Origin of the sequence: Propionibacterium sp., from assembly GCF_047719395.1 — a bacterium.
Taxonomy (GTDB): Bacteria; Actinomycetota; Actinomycetes; order Propionibacteriales; family Propionibacteriaceae; genus Propionibacterium.
In genome coordinates this window covers 1-19,915 of the sequence record NZ_JBDNTB010000038.1, presented here as the reverse complement: position 1 = coordinate 19,915, position 19,915 = coordinate 1, and the positions used below count along the sequence as shown (strand labels likewise).

17 protein-coding genes are annotated in these 19,915 nt (G+C 64.6%); 7 read left to right on the top strand and 10 right to left on the bottom strand.

Going from position 1 to position 19,915, the window contains the following annotated elements; translation table 11 throughout:
* Positions 1–21 precede the first annotated feature (21 nt).
* The gene (gene gatB / locus ABF648_RS07995; RefSeq protein WP_415631774.1) at positions 22–1,503 is read left to right on the top strand and encodes an Asp-tRNA(Asn)/Glu-tRNA(Gln) amidotransferase subunit GatB; all 1,482 of its coding nucleotides are present in this window, start codon (positions 22–24) and stop codon (positions 1,501–1,503) included.
* Between the two features lie 23 nt (positions 1,504–1,526).
* Here the strand turns inward: gatB and ABF648_RS07990 are convergent, their stop codons facing one another.
* The 8 genes from ABF648_RS07990 to ABF648_RS07955 form a co-directional block, all read right to left on the bottom strand.
* Positions 1,527–3,812, bottom strand: coding sequence for a hypothetical protein (locus ABF648_RS07990; RefSeq protein WP_415631767.1), 2,286 nt, complete (start codon positions 3,810–3,812; stop codon positions 1,527–1,529).
* Positions 3,813–3,913: 101 nt separating this feature from the next.
* Positions 3,914–5,047 carry a M24 family metallopeptidase gene (locus ABF648_RS07985; protein WP_415631766.1) on the bottom strand — a complete coding sequence of 378 codons (1,134 nt, stop codon included), beginning with the start codon at positions 5,045–5,047 and terminating at the stop codon, positions 3,914–3,916.
* Positions 5,048–5,052: 5 nt separating this feature from the next.
* Positions 5,053–6,384: an MFS transporter gene (locus ABF648_RS07980; RefSeq protein WP_415631765.1), complete on the bottom strand. Its 1,332-nt coding sequence runs from the start codon at positions 6,382–6,384 to the stop codon at positions 5,053–5,055.
* Between the two features lie 22 nt (positions 6,385–6,406).
* Positions 6,407–7,381, bottom strand: coding sequence for a patatin-like phospholipase family protein (locus tag ABF648_RS07975; RefSeq protein ID WP_415631764.1), 975 nt, complete (start codon positions 7,379–7,381; stop codon positions 6,407–6,409).
* Between the two features lie 107 nt (positions 7,382–7,488).
* Positions 7,489–8,349, bottom strand: coding sequence for an HAD-IIA family hydrolase (locus ABF648_RS07970; RefSeq protein WP_415631763.1), 861 nt, complete (start codon positions 8,347–8,349; stop codon positions 7,489–7,491).
* Positions 8,350–8,402: 53 nt separating this feature from the next.
* Positions 8,403–8,954: a hypothetical protein gene (locus tag ABF648_RS07965; RefSeq protein ID WP_415631762.1), complete on the bottom strand. Its 552-nt coding sequence runs from the start codon at positions 8,952–8,954 to the stop codon at positions 8,403–8,405.
* An 88-nt stretch (positions 8,955–9,042) separates the two neighbouring features.
* Positions 9,043–9,579: a flavin reductase family protein gene (locus tag ABF648_RS07960; RefSeq protein ID WP_415631761.1), complete on the bottom strand. Its 537-nt coding sequence runs from the start codon at positions 9,577–9,579 to the stop codon at positions 9,043–9,045.
* Between the two features lie 336 nt (positions 9,580–9,915).
* A complete protein-coding gene (locus ABF648_RS07955) occupies positions 9,916–11,688 on the bottom strand; it encodes an alpha/beta hydrolase (RefSeq protein WP_415631760.1) in 1,773 nt (590 codons plus the stop codon).
* Positions 11,689–11,790: 102 nt separating this feature from the next.
* On the opposite strand from ABF648_RS07955, the gene ABF648_RS07950 reads away from it, so the two are divergent.
* The 3 genes from ABF648_RS07950 (at position 11,791) to ABF648_RS07940 (ending at position 14,433) form a co-directional block, all read left to right on the top strand.
* Positions 11,791–12,558, top strand: coding sequence for a fructosamine kinase family protein (locus ABF648_RS07950; RefSeq protein ID WP_415631759.1), 768 nt, complete (start codon positions 11,791–11,793; stop codon positions 12,556–12,558).
* Between the two features lie 172 nt (positions 12,559–12,730).
* Positions 12,731–13,129, top strand: a complete 399-nt coding sequence (locus ABF648_RS07945) for a PTS sugar transporter subunit IIA (RefSeq protein WP_415631758.1) — start codon at positions 12,731–12,733, stop codon at positions 13,127–13,129.
* Positions 13,126–14,433, top strand: coding sequence for a chloride channel protein (locus tag ABF648_RS07940; protein ID WP_415631757.1), 1,308 nt, complete (start codon positions 13,126–13,128; stop codon positions 14,431–14,433). The genes ABF648_RS07945 and ABF648_RS07940 overlap by 4 nt, the downstream gene beginning before the upstream one ends.
* Positions 14,434–14,487: 54 nt before the next feature.
* Here ABF648_RS07940 and lpdA read toward each other — a convergent pair whose 3' ends face one another.
* Entirely contained in the window at positions 14,488–15,888 is a 1,401-nt protein-coding gene (gene lpdA / locus ABF648_RS07935; protein WP_415631756.1) for a dihydrolipoyl dehydrogenase, read from the bottom strand.
* A 138-nt stretch (positions 15,889–16,026) separates the two neighbouring features.
* Here lpdA and ABF648_RS07930 point away from each other — a divergent pair, with 138 nt between their 5' ends.
* The gene (locus ABF648_RS07930) at positions 16,027–17,562 is read left to right on the top strand and encodes a UDP-N-acetylglucosamine 1-carboxyvinyltransferase (RefSeq protein WP_415631755.1); all 1,536 of its coding nucleotides are present in this window, start codon (positions 16,027–16,029) and stop codon (positions 17,560–17,562) included.
* A 27-nt stretch (positions 17,563–17,589) separates the two neighbouring features.
* Here ABF648_RS07930 and pdxY read toward each other — a convergent pair whose 3' ends face one another.
* Complete coding sequence (gene pdxY, locus ABF648_RS07925; RefSeq protein ID WP_415631754.1) at positions 17,590–18,447, bottom strand: pyridoxal kinase PdxY; 858 nt, start codon at positions 18,445–18,447, stop codon at positions 17,590–17,592.
* 56 nt (positions 18,448–18,503) lie between these two features.
* Here pdxY and ABF648_RS07920 point away from each other — a divergent pair, with 56 nt between their 5' ends.
* Both ABF648_RS07920 and ABF648_RS07915 read left to right on the top strand, forming a co-directional pair.
* Positions 18,504–19,319 carry a glycerophosphodiester phosphodiesterase gene (locus tag ABF648_RS07920; RefSeq protein WP_415631753.1) on the top strand — a complete coding sequence of 272 codons (816 nt, stop codon included), beginning with the start codon at positions 18,504–18,506 and terminating at the stop codon, positions 19,317–19,319.
* Between the two features lie 97 nt (positions 19,320–19,416).
* Complete coding sequence (locus ABF648_RS07915) at positions 19,417–19,755, top strand: RNA polymerase-binding protein RbpA (protein WP_415631752.1); 339 nt, start codon at positions 19,417–19,419, stop codon at positions 19,753–19,755.
* Positions 19,756–19,915 lie beyond the last annotated feature (160 nt).

Genomic DNA, 19,915 nt, shown 5'->3' with positions numbered 1-19,915 from the left:
GAGTACAGCACCGACGAACTGATGGACTACGACGAGGTGATGGAACGCTTCGATGTCGTCCTCGGCCTCGAGGTGCACGTCGAGCTCAGCACCAAGTCGAAGATGTGGTGCGGCTGTTCCACCGCATTCGGCGCGGCACCGAACACGCACACCTGCCCGGTGTGCCTCGGACTTCCCGGTTCACTGCCAGTGGTCAATAGGAAGGCCGTCGAGTCGGCCATCAGGATCGGCCTGTCGCTGGGCTGCTCGATCGCCGAGTCCTGCCGTTTTGCGCGCAAGCAGTACTTCTACCCCGACATGCCGAAGAACTACCAGGTCAGCCAGTACGACGAGCCGATCGCCTACGAGGGCGAGGTGACCCTCGATGTCGATGGCCAGACCTATACGGTGCCCATCGAGCGTGCCCACATGGAGGAGGATGCCGGCAAGTCGATGCACATGGGTGGCGCCACCGGGCGTATCCAGGGCTCGGACTATTCGCTGATGGACTACAACAGAGCCGGTGTGCCGCTCATCGAGATCGTCACCAAGCCCATCTTCGGCACCGGCACGAGGGGGCCGGAGGTGGCGCGGGCCTATATGGCTCATCTGCGCGACATGGTGCGAGCCCTGGACGCCAGCGAGGCCCGCATGGAGCAGGGCCAGCTGCGCTGCGATGCCAATGTTTCGCTGATGCCCAAGGGCTCCACCGAGCTGGGTACCCGCACCGAGACAAAGAATGTGAACTCGCTGCGTTCGGTCGAGGGATCTCTCCGCTACGAGATCTGCCGCCAGGCAGCCGTGCTCGCCGGCGGCGGGCGCGTCAAGCAGGAGACCCGGATGTGGAACGAGGCGGGGGAGTTCACCACGGCCGGGCGTTCCAAGGAAGAAGCCGAGGACTACCGCTACTTCCCCGAACCTGATCTGGTGCCGGTGGCGCCGAGCCGGGAATGGGTCGAGCAGTTGCGCGCCACGCTGCCGGAGCTTCCGGCCGCGAAGGCTGCCCGGTTGCAGTCCGAGTGGGGTTTCTCCGACCTGGAGATGCGCGATGTGCACGGCAACGAGGGCGCTCTGGACCTCATCGAAGCCACCGTCACTGCCGGCTCGGCTCCTGCGTCGGCCCGCAAGTGGTGGCTGGGGGAACTGTCACGTCGCGCCAACGAGAACGGTGTGGACCTCGCCGAGGTGGGTGTCACACCTGCCCAGGTGGCGGAGGTGCAGGCTCTGGTGAGCGCAGGGACACTCAATGACAGGCTCGCGCGTACCGTGCTGGAGGCTGTCGCCTCCGGTGAGGGTGAGCCGGCCGATGTCGTGGACGAGCGCGGGCTGGCCATCGTCTCCGACGACGGCGCCCTGGGCATGGCGGTGCAGGCAGCGATCGATGCCAATCCCGGCGTGGCCGACAAGATCCGCGGTGGCAAGGTGCAGGCTGTCGGGGCGCTGATCGGAGCCGTGATGAAGCAGATGCACGGCAAGGCCGATGCCTCGAAGGTGCGCGAGCTCCTGCTCGAGGAGCTCTCCTGAGCATCCGGGTGTGGGGCTGCTCCTCAGCTGTCGAGCAGGGATCTGATCCGGCGGCCGACAGCCTCGACCAGGCGGTCCTCCGGAGAGCCCCAGCCCGCCTGGATCACCTCGTAAGCCCACAGCGACCCGGGGTCGCCGCGGCTGATGTCGGGAATCCGGCCGTCGCGCACGGCATCGGAAAGACGCCCGGCGGCATCCTCGGCTGTCTGTGCCAGGAAGTCCGCATAGTGCTCGTTGGCCTCGCGCTGGAACTCCGCCAGCGGTGACAGCCGAGCCAGCCGTCGCAGATGGATGCCCTCTCTCAGGCTGGTAAGGAAGTTGAGGTGCTCGCTCCACCGTTCATCAATGAGATCGAGCACGATCCGTGAGCAGACGGAGTCGAGTCGTTCCCCGAATAGGTCCGCTGCCGCGTACCGCCCCGCATCGTCCAGATGTCGGAATATCTCCCGGCGCGCTGAGATCGGATTGTGGAGCACCGCGCGGCGGGATTGCAGTACCTGCTGTCGCTGTTGCCACGGAACCAGGGTGTACTGCCAGGCCTGCTCGTGCTCCATGAGCATTCTTCCTTCCAGGACGCGCTGCTGGTGGTCGACCTCGGCAATCACTTCCTCGTCGAGTATCCGGCCGGTCCCGTCGGTCTCCACATCCGTGCTGATGTGCTCCCGACCGCCGTCGCCATCGAAAATACCCGTGTTCAGGAGTGGATCATCGAGGGCCGCCATGAGCACGCTGGTGCCCGGATCGCCCTGTCGTCCACAACGACCGCGCAACTGGGCGTCCAGTCTCGAGTTGGGGTATCGCCCGGCACCGATCACGACGAGCCCGCCATTGGCGCGGGCCCGATCGGTGAGCACGATGTCGGTGCCGCGGCCGGCCATCTGGGTGCTGATGGTCACCTGGCCCGGAGCACCCGCAGCGACGATGATGGCTGCCTCCTCGGCGGCATTCGTGGCGTTCAGCACGGTCGATGCCACACCTTCCGCTTCCAATTGCTCACCGAGGGCGCGGGACTGCTCGATGCTCTGGGTGCCCACCAGCACCGGGCGGCCCGCCTGCTGAGCCGCTGCGACCCTGGTGACCAGGGCATTGTCGCGGGCCTTGGCGTCCAGATAGAGCTCGTCGGACTCGTCCACCCTTGCCAGCTCGCGGTGCGGAGGCACCTGGGCGACCAGGAAGCCATAGCGCTCGTGCAGCGGATCGGCGGCGAGGGTTGCGGTGGCGCTCATGCCGAGGCATGCCCGGTAGCTGCGCGCCACCTCCTGAACGGTGATCTGGTCCATCACCTGCACCCGGCTGGCACCGGTCAGCTGCTCCTTGGCCTCCACCGCACGTTGCAAGGCCTCTGGCCAGCGCTGATTGGCCACCACGCGTCCCCTGGTGGGGGAGACCAGGCCGATCGTGTCATTCACGACGACATAGTCGACATCGCGGGCAAGCACGGCATGGGCGTGCAGCGCCGCATTGGCAGCCGCCATGTGGCCCACCTGGTCCGGCGCGTAGAGATTCTCACATCCGAGAGCCTTCTCGAGGGCGCTCACCCCGGCATCGGTGAAGGCGGCCGAGCCCGACACCGTGTCGAGGGTGTAGTCGCGTCCGGGCTCGAGGCCTGCCACCAGCAGGGCCATCCGCCGCTCTTCGTTGCGTGCCGCAACGTCGTTGGCCGTCTGGGCTATTACGAGGGGCTGGGTGGCCTCGTCGAGCAGTACGCTGTCCACTTCGTCGACCAGTGCCACGTCGAGAACAGGGCTCACCACATCCTCGGTGCTCAGGGCCAGTCCGTCGCGCATCAGGTCATAGGCGATCTCGGACACCGTGGAGTGCACGACGGAACATCCGTACGCCTGCGCACGGGCCGCAGTGGCAGTCTCCGCCATGGTGCAACCGGTGGCAAGGCCCAGCGGCTCGAGCATCTGGACGGCCAGGGCATGATCTCGCGCCGCCAGATAGTCATTGGGGCACAGCACGTGCACTGTCCGCCCCGCTGCGGCGTACATGCCCGCCGCGAGCAATGCCACCAGCGTCTTGCCCTCGCCGGTCGCCATGTCGACGCTGAATCCCTCCAGCAGGGCGAGTGCTGCGAGAATCTGCTCGTCATGGGGAGCAAGCCCCAGATGTGTTTCCGCGCTACGGCACAGCGCGGCGAGACGGGGTATTTTTCCGCCCTCGTCGGCACCGCTGGTTGACCGCCCCGGGGCCCAGGACGGATCGTCCACGAGTGCCCGGACCTTGCGCAGCTTCGTCTCCAAGGGTCGCAGCGAGGCCGTTCCCGAACGCGCTCGCAGCAGATTTCTGAAGCCTCGCAGAGCCATTGTGCTGTCCTCACCGCCGGACCAGGCGTCCAGCCCGCTTGTGTGTGCACGCCTGACTGCGCCGCGAGACCTTGTCAGAGGCGTGTCCTCAGGAACCCGGTTCAGTTCAGCTGCCAGCTCTTGGAGCTGTTGTTGAGCCTGGCTCCGGCACGGTCCTGGCCGATGGCCACGATGTCCTCGATCCGCACTCCGAAGCGGCCGGGCAGGTAGATCCCGGGTTCCACCGAGAAGGTCATGCCCTTCTCCAGCAGGTCGGTGTTGCCCCGCACCTCATAGGGGTGTTCATGCACCTCCAGGCCGATGCCGTGCCCTGTGCGGGTGATGAAGTACTCCTCGAATCCGGCGGCCTCGATGGTCACCCGCGCCGCCAGGTCGACGGCTTCGCAGGTGGCACCCGCCCTGGACGCCTCGAATCCGGCCTGCTGTGCCAGGCAGACCAGTTCGTGCACCATCGCGAAGTCCGGGTCTGAGGGTTCGCCCGCGCAGTAGGTGCGCGTGGAATCGCTGAAGTAACCGCTGGGAGCCGGGCCGCCGATGTCGACCACCACCGGCTCGCCCTCCTGGATGACCCGGCTGGACTGCACGTGGTGGGGGCTGGCTCCATTGGGCCCCGAGCCGACGATGACGAAGTCCGCCCGGGTGTGGCCCTCCTCGACAATGGCGCGCTCGATGTCTGCACCCACCTGCTCCTCGGTACGGCCCGGCTTCAACCATTCGGCCATCCGGGCATGCACCCGGTCGATGGCCCGTCCTGCTGCGGCCAACGCCTCGATCTCGCCGGGCGACTTGCGCATCCGCAAGGGTCTGATGATCTCTGCGGCAGACGAGACCTGCACTCCGAGGTGATCGCGCAGGGCGAGCGTGTGCATGGTGGGCAGGTAGTCGTCAACCGCGATTCCGGTGATGTCCCCGAGTCGCTCGGCGATCAATCGGTAGGGGTCCTGATGATCCTGCCAGGCCGGCATGTCGAGCCCGGATTCTTCGGCGTCGGAGCCTGCCCAGCCGGGACGCTCCAGCGCGGGCACCACAAGAAAGGGATCATCCCTGGCCGGCACCACCAGCGCGGTGAGCCGCTCGTGGGAACCCTGCGAACGCCCGAGCAGATAGCGCATGTCCGCTCCGGGGCCGACCACCACCGCGTCCGTCCCGGCATTGTCGACCGCCTTGCGAAGGGAGTCCAGCCGGCCATGCTGCTCATCCGGTGTGGGGGTCCAGGTCAGCGCGGGATCACTCATGGACTTCAGGCTAGCCTCGCGCCGCCCAGACGGTAGAACCAGAAAGGCACGACCGAGACCAGACAACTGGCTGCCGGTACCAGGGTGATCGAGGCGAAGACGATGTCCTGCATGTGCCGGGTCACCTGCACACCATCGTGATAACCGGCCACCACGATCAGCGCCCCGAAGACGAGCACGGACATCGCATTCATGAGCTTTCCGGTGAACGTGAGGGTGGAGAACGAGACGCCGTCGTTGCGGACACCGGTGCGCCTCTCCATGTCATCGACCGCGTCGGCGATGAGGGCCACCTGGACCACCATGAAGATGCCCAGGGTGATTCCGGTGAGCCCGACGAAGACCAGGACCAGGGGGAAGTCCTCGAATCCCACCAGGTACATGGCGATGTACAGCACGGCGGCAGCAAGCGAGCTGCGGATCATCAGAGCCCTGGCACTCATGTGGCGCAGCAGCACGGGTGTGCCAAGGGCCGCCACCACCATGCCGACGATGATGGCGGCGCCGATGAAGGTGAAGCTCTTCTCCGAGCCGTAGGCGATGACCGCGAAGACAGCGCCTCCCGCCTGGATGATGGAACGCCCGAAGCCGAGCACCGATCCCAGGAGCACGAGCAGCAGGGGAGTGTTGTGCACCAGATTCGCGACCAGCAACCGGAAAGTGAGCGTCATGTCATCGGAGGCGCGAGGGCGCTCCCGCGTATTGAAAAAGGCCAGCAGGTACAGCGCCATTCCCCCGAAGGAGGAGATGGCGACGGCCAGGGTCCAACCCCGGCTGGTGGTCTCCGCACCGCCGCTCATCAGATTCGCCAGCCAGGGCATCCCCAGAGTCGCGGCACCCAGCGACAGCGAGCCCGCTGCGCGCACCTGCGAGATCGCCTTGTTGCGCTCAGTCTGCTGCCCGAAGGCCGAGCCGATGACGCCCCAATAGGGCACATCGCAGGCCGTGTAGGCGATGCCCCATGCGACGAAGCAGACTCCGAAGTAGATCAACTGCGCCTGCTCGGCCATCTGCGGGACGGCGAACAGGGCGGTGCTGAGCGCGGCAACCGGCAGAGCCGAGAAGAGGATGTAGGGGCGCATCTTGCCCCACCTGGTGTGGGTGCGATCGACGATGGTACCCATCACCGGATCGCTGATCGCGTCGAAGACCTTCGCCGCGGTGATGATGGTGGTCACCACCGCCATGCCAGCCACGCTGAGCTTCACGTACTGCAGCAGGTACACCAGGATGAATGTGGTGACGACAGTGATGATGATGCTCTGGCCGAAGCCGGCGACCACCACGGAGACACGCTGGGTGCGGGCGTCGACGGGGAAGCGCGCGAGGTCCTTCATGACTGTCACTCTCCAGTTTCCCTCACGAAGTCTTCGGCGGGACCGCACCGGTGCGCCACCCGACGATGAGTTCATCGGCATGCCTCTGTGCGGCCCGACGCCCCTCGGCCAGTGCACGGGGCACCGCAGTGGCGTCCATCAGCATCGCGTCGGGCACGCCCGTGGCCTGGATGTGGCACACCGTGGAACCGGATGCCCGCAGGGCGTTGATCTCGGAGCGCCTCGCGGCATGCTGCGCGGCAGTGGTGAGGTCGGTGTCCAAGGACGTGACAAGGACGTGCGTGGCCCCCGCGGCAAGATCCGCATGAATGGCAGTGCCGACAATGCCGCCGTCCATGCAGTGACGGTCACCGATCACCTGCGGCGCATAGACGCCAGGTATGCAGATACTGGCCGCCACGGCACGGTCCAGCCCGGTGCTGCCGCAGCCCAGCACCAGCCGCTCGGCGGTGTAGCAGTCGGTGGCAGTCACAAGCAGGGGAGTCGTGGGCCATCCGCTGCCGAGGCACACACGCAGGATGCGCCGTACCGTGCCGGGATGGGGTATCACCGCCGCCAGGGCGGCACGGCCGATGGCCTTCACGGATTCTGGTGAGCCGTCATTGGCCACACCCAGGTCGTAGGCGCGCTGTGCGCTGGGAGTCATCGTCGATGAGCCGAGTGCTGAATTGACCGGGCCCAAAGTCAGCAGAGTGCCCAGCCACGTGGACATGAACCGCAGTCTGCCGGTGCAGAGCAGAGCTCCGGCCACCCCACCGGCGGAGGTGCCGATCACGCGATCGGCCCGGGAGACATCGATGCCTCTTTCGGCCAGTCCCTCGAGCAGCCCGAAATGCCAGGCGATGAAGTACAGGCCGCCTCCGCCGAACACGAGGCTATGGGTGCTGTCCTTGCCACGTAGTGCAGAGAAGTCGATGGGTACACCCAGCGTGTCTGAAGCGCAGGCTCGCAGGTTGTCAGCGGCATCGCCGCCGCAGGCAGTGGATCCTGTCGTCACCTGCAAACCCTATCCATCAGCACTGGGAAGCGGGTCGCCCGAACCGAGCCAGGGCACCACGGACGCAGCGACTGCGGCGACAATTGCTGGCAGGCGCTGCGGGCAACTCACCCGTCGACGGCGTAACCGAGTGCGGCTGCGGCGGTCACGATCGAATCGGTCACCAGCTCGGGAGCCATCCCCGGGGTCTCCAGCACGGCCGGCCGGAATTTCCCGGTGCGCACGAGGATGCCGTGCAGGCCTGCTGACTGGGCGCCGCGCACGTCGGAGTCGATGTCGTCCCCGATCATCACTGCATCATCGACGGGCACCCCCATACCATCCAGGCCCGCGCTGAACATGGCCGGTTCGGGTTTGCCGATGATGGTTGCCCTGACTCCGCTGGCCTTCTCCAGACCCGCCAGGAAGGCGCCGGTGTCCAGCTGGATCCCCGTCTCGGTACGCCAGGTGAGTCCACGGTGCATCGAGACGAGTTCGGCATCTCCCAGCAGCAGGTCCAGAGCCTTGTTGAGGGTGGCGTAGCCGAACTCCGGGCCGGCACCGCCGAGCACGACGACGTCGGCATGGGGGACCGATTCCTTCGTCAGATCGACCAGCCGCAGACCCGATGCAGCAAGGTCATCGGTGACATCTCCACTGCACAGAAGTGCTGCCGTGCCCCCGTCGTAGTGGGTGCGCAAATGATTCGCCGTGGCGATCGGCGCTGTCACCACATCGTTCTCGGAGACTTCGAAGCCTGCGTCGTGAAGTGCCTTCACCACCGAACTTCGGGGGCGCGAGGTGGTGTTGGTGAGGAAGCGCACCGGGGTTCCTGCGGCCTTGATCGTCGCCAATGCATCCACAGCACCAGGAAGCGGCTTCCAGGACACGACGAGGACCCCGTCAATGTCCAGAAGCAGCGCCCGCGGGTGTTGGGGGAGAATGATGCCGGGCTGGACGTCGCCAGGCCCGGTGGTGGCTTCGGGCATGTGGCTATGGTAGGGCTCTGACCCATCGTCAAAGATCCGATTCAGCCACGGAGTCACTGCGGACAGGGTTTGACGAAGGCTTTGAGAAAACCAGCCGTCTGATAAACGTATTGATAAGCCCATTCGCTGAAAGTCAGGTGCTGATCGACGTAGATCACGGAGAAATCCCCGGAGTAGCACTTGGCGAAGATGAACCGGGCCCGCATCACCTGTGGTGCGAAGGTGATCACCACGGTCTTGTGCACGGTGTGGTCTTGCGCATAGTCGGTGAGCATGGCTGCCTCGCCGCGTGTCTTCAGCGGGTCGGGAACCCCACAGGTGACTCCCGATTCATTGCAGATGGGAAGTGAGGAAGCTGATTCTTCGCTGTCCGAAGATGGGTCGACAGAGATCAGAATTCGGGTGGGTCCGCCGGAGGCCCGCAGCTGTTGCACCTTGACGAGACGCTCGGGGTACGGCGGACCGATCACATAGCTGAGATCCGCACCCTCCGCATTTCCCTGCGGAGGAAAAGAATAGAAGAACAACCCGAAGATTCCGGAAACCAGCATGGCAGCGACGAGCACGAAGATCCCATGGATGATCCGGCGACGCTTCCTCTGCACAGTATTCCTCTCGTCATGACTTCCATGAGCGCCTTGTGGAGGACCCATGTCGTCATCAGTCTGACTGGGCCCTCCTGGCCAGACCAGTTCACTCGATCAGATATGCGGCAACTATCTGTCCGTAGTAGGCGGTATGCATGTCCTGATTGGCGCCATGGAAGGTTCCCGCCACATCAGACGGGTAATAGGACTTCAGATTCTCCGGTGTGAGGGACGACGCGTCCTGCGGCTGGCTGTACACCACCTGGCATTCCAGGGTGAGCGGCAATTGCCTGATCCCCGGCACCGAGGTCGCCAGCGGTTCCTCAAGATCGAGACCCAGTTCGGCGATCTTGTCCACGTCATGGCCCGACCGGGTGCCGCAGTACCCCAGAATCTTGTTGGCCGGAATGCCGTGCGGAATACTCACCGTGAATTCGGGATTCTTCTCCAGCTGCTCATGGGTGAAACGGTGCTGTCTCACGAAGGTGGTGAAGACAGGGGATTCCCACTCAACGCCCAGCATGCCCCAGGAGATCGTCATCGAGTTCACCCGACCATCCGCCTTGGTCGTGATCAACAGCCCCTTCTTCAAGGCAGTGAAGATCTCAGTGGCGTACGCCCATACATCGATCTCAGTTTTCATCTGGCAGCCCCCTGGCACGACGACGAATGACAACGCGCCCGAGCATACCGAGGTCCGTTATCGGTGATTCCTCCCGAGATCGCCTGTATGGACGACGAATCATCAGCGGACACGGGACGGACAGCCCTCGCGAGCACGCCCGGACCGTTCTCCGTGAACGGACCGAACACCATGTACAGCCAAGATCCTGAGTTCGAGGGGAAGTGGTTGGCGTGAAGACATCCTCCCTCTCGTCTCTGTTCTGACATAATGTTCATTATCGGTCATTTTTCACCTGCTCCGGAGGAACCCTCCGGACAGCATCCCTGCGGCCGATCAGCCAGCCGGCTGGCTCCCTCACCGGCGCTTCTCGTCGTGCTGGATCGCGGTCTGGATCTGGACCACCTCAGCATCGTTCACCGGATGGCCCAGCACGGCATTCCATACCGGGACGACCTGCGAAGTGTACTGGTGACCGTGGCCGGGCGGCGCATTGATGGCGGCCGGCACATCGAATCCGATCTGCCAGAAGGACACCCACGGGATCCATCTCACCGAGCTCACCACGTCGCGTCCGACGCCCTCGCGCATCCAGTCGGGTTCGTGCCAGATGAGGTCCACCGACCACCACACGACGGGGTCGGAAGCGTGTTGCAGATAGACGATCTTGGGATCGGTCCAGGGCACATAGGTGCCGCCGAAGTAGTCGTGGTTCAGTTCGTCCGGTGACGTGATGAAGCGGACATGCTTGCCGTTGTCGATGACCGGTGCCACTTCGGGTGATCCCTGCCGGCGCGAGTCGGTGAACTGGCGCCACAACGGTGTGAAACTCGGCGTTCCCACCCACACCGCGCCCGTCACCTGGTCCAGCAGATCCTGTGGATCGGCGAAGGCCGCTTGACCGCCGTAGGAGCCCAGGGATTCCCCGCTGGCCAGCAGTTTCGGCCGATGATCGACCGGCAGCTGGTTCCAGCGCGCCCTCACAGCCGACCACAACGCCCGGCCCGCCTCGGTGGGACTCGACCGGTCGAGGATGAAGGCCGCACCGCTGGACAGATACGAATACTGCATCGAGGCGGCAGCGCAGTCGCCGTGCGTCATGTACTCGATCGACTCGAGTGTCCATTCGTCGACCCATCCCCCACCGACACCTGTGGCGACCAGGAGATATTGCCGATCCCATGCATGGGTGCGATCCAGCTCCTGGACGACGGCCTCTGCGGTGGCATCCATCCCGCGTCCGGGGACGAGCCCCGCGTACACCCGGATGGGATCCATCGCAGGAGCGCCGGTCAACCCGGAGATCTCAGCGGCCCGCGGTCCGTCGGCAACGACCGCCTGGCCCTGGGCCCCCAGGGTGTCCCATGCCTCGAAGGAACTGGGGCTGCCCGATCGTGTCGACTCGGAGGGTTGACTGCGGTTCTGCCATGGCAGCCGATTGGTCTCCGCCGCGGCGCTGTACACGGATTCCACCACCGGCCTGATGATGACGCCCTGGGCCACCGCGAATGCTGCCCCCACGATGAGAGCGGTGGCCAGGATGGGAGCGATCCAGTCGGTGAGCAGCCGGGAAAGATGCCGTGTCGTCCATCGCCACAGTGCGGCTATCAGGAGTCCCGTGCACAGCAGCAGGACGAAGATCAGCACCCCGATCACCAGACCGAGGGCTTCGGTGAGCAGAGGCGCAGCCGGTACGCCGACGAGGCGCTCCAGGCCCACCTGCCGCCGATAGTTGGCGATCCAGGAATTCAGTGTGCCGACGACCAGCAGTCCGATCCACGCAATGCGCAGCCGCCGGCCCCAGCGGGGATCGATCGTCACGACGATCCGCAACGCACGGCTGAGACGCACCCACAGGCGTTGGAGCAGGGTTCCCACCAGATAACCGAGGGTCATGGACAGGCCCACCGAGCCTGCGGTGGCCCACCAGGTGCGCGGCAGCAGGCTCGGCGACAGGGCCACCCACGACATGGCCAGCGCCAGGGTGAGGCCGGTCCCCGACAGGCCCACCATGGTGGGCCCGCAGGAGAGCATCCGGCGCACCGTCTCCTGTTGTTCTGGGGCTTTTGGCGGAGCCGGTTCCATCAGGGAGGTATCGCTCACCGGTGCGTCCTCCCCTCGCCAGCTCATGGTCATCCACGGATGGACAGCTCCAGGTTGACATCCTGCCCTGATTGTGATGCTTCCGCACTGCTGGGCGGGACCACGTCCACTCCGCGTAACCATGGTTGTATGGATGAATTCGTGAAGGGCATCTCCCGTCCGCAGCCTGATCAGGTGGAGTGGGAGGTGCGTTGCCTGGACTGGCTGAGAGTGGCCGGCGGCGCGCCCGTCGTCCCGGTGCTGCGTCACGACGACCACAGTCTGACCGAGCAGAAGCTCGTGCCGGTGTCACCGGAATCCCGCGCTGCAGAAGAATTCGGCGCCCGCCTGGCCCACACCCACAGCGCAGGTGCCGCCACCTTCGGAGCCGGGCCGGATGGCTGGGACGATGAGAAGCCAGGATGGCTCGGCAGGGCACGGCTGCCCCTCGGTCACTACGACCGCTGGGGCGAGTTCTACTCACGAATCAGGGTGCAGCCCTATGTTCGCCAAGCCCGCGACGCCGGTCACTTCGGCCCTGCCCAGTGCGCGGTGTTCGACAGCCTCTGCGCACGGTTGGCAGACGGTGACTTCGATGACGACCTCTCCCCCGCTCGTCTGCACGGCGATCTATGGGCCGGTAACGCGATGTACACCCCCAATGGTGTGACACTCATCGATCCAGCGGCGCACGGTGGGCACCCGCTCGGCGACCTGGCGATGCTGGAATTGTTCGGCTTTCCGGCGTTGGAACATGTCTGGAGGGGTTACATCGCCGAGCAGCCCGCAGCAGCTGGCTGGCGCGATCTCATCGCACTTCACCAGGTCCATCCGCTGCTCGTGCACACCGTGCTCTTCGGTGGCTCCTATGCCGATGAGGCGCTTGCCGCGGCCAGCCGGTACATCTCGCGGCGCTGAGCCACCACACCGGACGAACCCTGCGGTGCCGGGCCGCGGTGTCCGGCAAGCCGCGTGGCGCCGAGGAGTGGCTGTCTCGGCCTTGCACAATCCCGGGGGACAGGCCGCAGAACCGGTGACTGCGGCGATCGGTACACTGCCCACGTCATCGGCACATGTACAAGGAGAGTTCGTGATACGAGTCATCGTGACGACGCATGGACATCTTGCTTCCGCCCTGGTGACGGCGACGACTCTGATGGTGGGCTCCACCCCCAGTCTGGTTGCAGTGGACCATGATCCGCAGGAGGCCCCGGACGCCCTGTATGCCCGGTGCCGCGAGGCGATCTCGAATGCCTCCGAGGTGGTCTTCCTGGTGGACGTGCTCGGCGGAAGCACCTACAACGCCGCGACTCGCTGCTGCATGGAACATCCGGATTGCGATGTCGTCACCGGAGTCAATCTGCCCATGGTCATCGATGCCTCGACCCGTGCGAAACAGGATGCCGGTGTATCCGTCATCGTGGGAGCTGCCATGGAAGCTGCCCAGTCCAGTGTGACTGCGCTGCGCTCCGGCAATGCTCGCTCATGAACTCCTACCGGTGCCATTCGGACAATCTCCATCCGCGGCTGACCACCATCTGGGTCACGCTGCTGACCGGCATCGGGGCCGGGCTCATCGGCGTGGCAATGAGCCAGCTGACCAAGCTCATCGAATGGTGCGCATTCGGATTCTCCTTCAGTCACGCCGCCATGGGCGTGGCGGACGCAGCCTGGTGGCGAAGGCTCATTGCTGCTCTGGTCTCCGGGCTCGCGGCAGGCCTGCTGTGGACACGAATCCGGCCACGGCCGCGCGGATATCTGCCAACTGTCAACGAGGCGGCCAGTCCCGGCTTGCGCAGGAGGGCGCATCTCCCGGTGCTGGGAACCATCGGGGATGGTCTCGCACAGTTGATGGTGGTGGACTGCGGGATGTCCTTGGGACGCGAGGCTCCGCCGCGCCGGGTTCCTGCGCTCATCGGCCAACGGCTGTCGACGCGTTTCCAGCTCGACGACGAGATCCGCCGGGTGATGATCGCATCTGCGGGTGGTGCCGGCATGGCAGCCGTGTACAACGTACCTCTCGCGGGAGCGGCTTATGCCCTGGAATACATCATCCGGCCGGACCTGAGACGGCTGAGCGGGTGGTTCAAGGTGGCGTTCGCCGTCGGTGTCAGCTATTTGGCGACATCCATTTCCTGGCTGTTCAACCACAATGCATCGGTGTACAAGATGCCGGACCAGCGCGTCCAACCCCTGGATCTGCTGTGGGTGGGTGCGGTCGCCCTCGCGGGATTGGCTGTCGCCCTGCCCCTGCGTGCCGCGTTGCGCTGGTCCCGGCAAGCCACCATGCTCACCAAGCACCTGTGGTGTTCGGTTCCGCTCGCCAGCCTCATGGTGGCCGCCATCGCGCTGTGGCAACCGCGCATCGCCGGAAACGGGCAGGTGCTGCTGCAGAACGCACTGACTGGTGGCCTGGCACCGATCTCCCTCGCCCTGCTGGGCGTGCTCAAGGGCTTCTCGACCGTGCTCGGCTTCCGCATGGGCGCCAGCGGCGGACTGCTCACGCCATCTCTGGCGGTGGGGGGCGCCATCGGCGCGATGGTCGCCAGCCTGTCCCCTGCCGGTCCTGTGACGACGGCGGCTCTGGTCGGTGCCGCATGCGTGCTGTCCATCACCGAATCCCAGCCGATCTTCGCGGCGCTGTTCGCCATCGAGCTCAGTCAGGCCAACCCGATGCTCGCCGTCATGGTGATCCTCGGCGTCGCAGTGACCTGGGCGGCGCACCGGCTCCTTCCCGGCGGCTCCCTGGGCCCCTGCCGCAACCGCGGCGCCCTGCGCCGTGTCCTGAGGTAAGACACAGGGTCCCGAGGTAAACACAGGGGTCTCAGGTGGGGCAGGTCCCCTCGATCACAGATTCGTCATGTGTCCTTCGATGCCCTCGGCAGCTTCCTTGATGGCCTCCGACAGGGTCGGATGGGCATGGACTGCGGCGGCGACCTCGGCGGTGGTCAGATCCCACTTCTGCGCCAACACCAGCTCCGGCAGCAATTCCGTGACGCCCTCGCCGATCATGTGCGCACCGAGGATCTCGTCATACCTGGCGTCGGCAACGATCTTGACGAATCCGCCCGGAGCGCCCATTCCGACTGCCTTGCCGTTGGCGGAGAATGGGAATTTGGACACCTTGACCTGGTACCCGGCGTCCTTGGCCTGCTGTTCGCTGAGACCGAAACTCGCCACCTGAGGCTGGCAGTAGGTGGCCCGCGGGATCGTCGTGTAGTTGACCGGATCTGGATCCTCACCGGCGATCGTCTCGGCGGCAACCATGCCCATCGCCTCGGCCACATGGGCGAGCATCATCTTCGCGGTGCAATCGCCGATGGCGTAGATGCCCGGCACATTCGTGCTGCAGTCGTCGCCGATGGCAATGGCGCCGCGCTCGGTGAGCTCGACTCCGGTGTTCTCCAGTCCGTAGCCCTCGGTTCGCGGAGCAAAGCCCAGTGCTTGGAGCATCTTGTCGGCATGCAGCACCTGCTCTTCGCCGCCCTTGGCCGGGGTGACGGTGACATCGACCCCGTGGCCGTTGTCGACCACCGATTTCACCGCCGTGCTGGTCAGTAGCTTGACACCCAGTTTCTTGTAGGCGGACGTCAATTCCTTGGAGACATCGGCGTCCTCGTTGGGCACCATGCGGTCGAGGAATTCCACGATGGTCACATCGACGCCATAACTTGCCAGTACGAAGGAGAATTCGGTGCCGATGGCTCCGGACCCTCCGACGATTATCGAGGAGGGCAATTCTTCGGACAGGATCAACTCTTCATAGGTCAGCACATTGGCAGACTTCTTGGTTCCCGGCAGAAGTTTCACGGTGGCACCCACGGCGATGATGGCGTTGTCAAAGGAGACTTCCTGAGTGCTGCCGTCGTCGGCCTCCACCTGCAGCGTCTTCGCGTCCTTGAAAGCACCCCAGCCGTCGATCTCGGTGATCTTGTTCTTCTTCATCAGGTAATGGACGCCCTTGACCATTTTTTCGCTGACCTGACGGCTCCGTTTGAAAGCCTTTGCATAGTCATAACTGAATTCGCCGTTGATTCCGAAGAGATCGGCCTCCGTGTCAAGGGTGTGGACGATGTCCGCATTGCGCAGCAAGGACTTCGTGGGAATACAGCCAACATTGAGGCACACCCCGCCCCACCACTTCTTCTCCACCACTGCTGTCTTCAAACCGAGTTGCGCGGCCCTGATCGCGGCAACATAGCCGCCGGGCCCAGCTCCGAGAACAACGACGTCAAAGTGAGCGCTCATGGTGGTCACTGTAGAGGATGGGCCGGATTGGCATGCCGGTCCAGAAACTGCGTTATGCTCACCGTGGAAATACTGATGCGCTTGAAGTTTTTGGTGAGTTGCTCGGCAAATATCTCACAGATGAGATAATGTGTCCCCGTGACTCAAGACACCACACCTGCCAACATCGGCCGACTCATCAGAGATGCGCGCAAGCAGCGAGGGCTCACCCAGAACCAGCTCGCCGAAGAGCTGAGGACCAGCCAGAGCGCTGTTCACAGGATCGAATCGGGACACCAGAACCTCTCCCTCGAAACCATCAACAAGATCGCCAAGGTACTCGAATCACCGCTGATCGTGCCCGGCACCTCCAGCACCCTCAACTTCCGGATCGGTGGCGAGACCCACCTGCAGGGCTCCATCGAGACTCGTTCATCGAAGAACGCGGCCGTCGCCCTGCTGTGCGCCAGCCTGCTCAACAAGGGCCGCACCGTTCTCAAGGGCATCGCCCACATCGAGGAGGTGAACCGCCTGCTCGAAGTGCTCACCTCCATCGGCGTGGAGGTCAGCTGGTCGTTGGACGGCAAGGACCTCACCCTGCACCGCCCGAATGTGCTGAACCTGGACAACATGAATGTGGAGGCGGCCCGCCGTACGCGATCCATCCTGATGTTCATGGGCCCGCTCAGCCGATTCTTCCCCGAGTTCAAGCTGCCCTATGCAGGGGGCTGCAGTCTCGGCGAGCGCACGGTCCAGCCGCACATGCACGCACTCAACCATTTCGGTGTCACGGTTCAGGCCACCGAAGGGCACTACAACACCTGGGTCGGCCAGGTTCACAACGAATCGCGCCACATCGTGCTCACCGAGCGCGGCGACACCGTCACCGAGAACACGCTGATGGCCGCCGCGATCGCACCTGGCGAGACCGTCATCCGCAACGCTTCGCCCAACTACATGGTGCAGGACCTGTGCGCATACCTCATGAAGCTCGGTGTGACGATCCACGGAGTGGGCACCACCACACTGACCGTTCAGGGCCTTGCCGAGGCACCCAGCCTGGATGTCTCCTACGAGATCAGCGAAGACCCGATCGAGGCCATGAGCCTGATCACCGCAGCGGTGGTGACGAAGTCGGAGTTGACCATCACCCGCGCACCCATCGAATTCCTCGAGATCGAGCTCGCCATCCTCGGCGAGGAGATGGGCCTGGACTACACCCTCGGTGAGGAGTATCGATCGGGCAATGGGCTCACCAGACTGGTGGACATCACGGTGCATCCCAGCGAGCTGATCTCCCCCCCGGACAAGATCCATCCGATGCCCTTCCCCGGACTGAACATCGACAATCTGCCCTTCTTCGCCGTGCTGGCCGCGACCGCGCACGGTCAGACGATGATCCACGACTGGGTGTACGAGAACCGGGCGATCCATCTGCTAATGCTCAACCAGCTGGGGGCGTCCGTGCAGCTGCTCGATCCTCATCGGCTCATCGTCAACGGACCCACTGGCTGGCGTGGTCGCGACATGGTCTCTCCGCCCGCCCTGCGTCCCGCCGTCTGCCTGATGCTCGCAATGCTGGCAGCCAAGGGCCCCAGCGTGCTGCGCGATGTCTATGTGATCAATCGCGGCTACGAGGACCTGCCGACAAGGCTCAATGCCCTCGGTGCCGATGTGACGCCGTTCTACGAGTGAGCACTCGTCCCCCGTTGACCAGCCCGGTCAGGTCTGCAGCCATCGGCTGGTGAAGGTCTTGGTAGGGTCCACCAGCTCGTCCTGGGCCTGGACCAGGGCGAGCTCACGGCTGCCCATGGCGGCGGTGCACGACACAATCCCGTGCATCGCCCCAGCTGTGGCAGCAAGCGCCTCATCCAGCGGCGCTTCGCCCAGCAGCTGGGCCAGGAAAACGGCCGCGGTGAGATCGCCGGATCCGCTGAAGCTGCGGTCCTGCCGTGGGGTCTGCACATAGCAGACGCCTTCTGGTCCGGCGACAATCATGGCCACCGCCGAAGAGGGCACGTCTGCCCCTTCAACCGAGGTCACCAATACGGTGGAGGGGCCCAGCTCGCGCAGTTCTTGCGCGGCCTGCACGATCTCGGGCAGGCACCTCGTCCGGCGGCCGGTGAGGGTCTCCAGCTCGAAGAGATTCGGTGTCACCAGCTGAGCCCTGGGCACCAGTTCATCGCGGAAGAAATCGGGTGTGCCCGGCGCACAGTAGAAGCCGGTGGTTCTCTCCCCCATCACGGGGTCGCAGCAGATCAAGGTATCCGGCCTGCGCCGCTGCACCATGTCGAGTGCCGACAGCACGGCCTCGCCCATCGCTGGTGAGGAAAGATAGCCCGACAGCACGGCATTCACTCCGGACAGCACGCCCAGTTCGTCCAGACCTCTGACGAGGGCGAGGACCTGTTCCGGGCTGGCCTTCAGGCTACGGACAGTGGGATAGCCGTTGTGATTGGACAGGTTGACGGTCGGTACGGGCCACGCATCGACACCCATTCGCCGCAGCGCGAACACGGCGGCCGAGTTCCCGACGAAACCGTAGGACACCGACGATTCAATGGACAGAACTTGGGCCATCGCTGCATTGTGTCACCGGCTGGCACCCTGCTCGTCATCTCGGCACACTGGTCACCGTGCTCACCAGTCCACGACCCACATCTCGACGACCCGCCAGGAGCTTCGAGTACTTCGACCGGCCGTTCGCAGCAATGGCCCACCGAGGCGGTTGGGACGATGCCTCCAGAGCCCCGCTGGAGAACTCCCTCAAGGCCTTCCAATATGCGGTTGACGAGCTGGGTTACAGCTATCTGGAGACAGATGTGCATGCCACCAGCGACGGTGTTCTGGTGGCTCTGCACGACTCGGTTCTCGATCGGGTCACCGATCAGGCCGGAAGGGTCGCGGACCTTCCCTGGGCGCAGGTGCGCACGGCACGGATCGCCGGCACGGAGCCGGTGCCCACGATGAACGAGATCTTCGAGGCGCTGCCCGAGGCTCGTTTCAACATCGACATCAAGGAGGAGAATGCCATCGTCCCCCTCGTCGAGGCGATTCGACGGCATCATGCCCAGTCGAGGGTGTGTGTGGCGAGTTTCAGTCCCGCCCGCCTCTCGCGATTCCGTTCCAGAATGGGTCCCGATGTGGCGATCGCCGCGTCCATCGACGTGGTGGCTTGGTCGGCCTATGTACCCTTGCTTCCCGGGCTCCTCAACGCCGGAGTGCAGGCATTCCAGATCCCGATGAGTCAGAAGATCGGCCCGGTCCGCCTGCCGGTTCTCACTCGCCACCTGCTGTCGGTGGCGAAGAAACGCGACATGCGCATCCATGTGTGGACGATTGACGAGGAGACGCAGATGAACGAACTCATCGATTTTGGTGTGGACGGTATCGTTTCCAACCGCATCGACGTGCTCAAACAGATTTCCTCGGAACATGGCTTGTGGTGTTGAGGGAACAGATCGACCGGAATCGGATGTTGAGCAGAATGTGCGTTCTCGTGGGATGATCGCTTGAACCTCACGAGCGCTTCCCGGACTAGGAGTTGACATGGCAGATCGAGCATTACGCGGTATGGGTCTGGGGGCCAAGAGCTTCGAGGACGAGGAAGGTGTCGAGTTCGCGTCCCGGAAGGTTCTCGGCTTCGACTGTCCCAAGGGACATCACTTCGAGATGACTTTCTCGACCGAGGCGGAACTGCCCATGGAGTGGGAGTGCCCACGGTGCGGCTCGATGTCGGCCCGCAGTGACGGCACCAAGCCTCAGGACAAGAAGACGAAGCCACCGCGCACGCACTGGGACATGCTGCTTGAGCGCCGGTCGATCGCCGAGTTGCAGGAACTGCTCGCCGAGCGGCTGGAAGTCATCCGGAATGTCCCGCACTACTGAGTCCGCCCTCGCCTGAGGCACGACACGCACGATCCTCCGCGGAAGACATCGCGCCCCGCGCCCCCGCTGGGTCCGGGCGCGCTTGTGCCGAACTGGGGGTCCGCCGCGCGGTCTATTCGGTGGCGGGGCTCGTGTGCGTCAACGGGGCAGGACGGGCCAG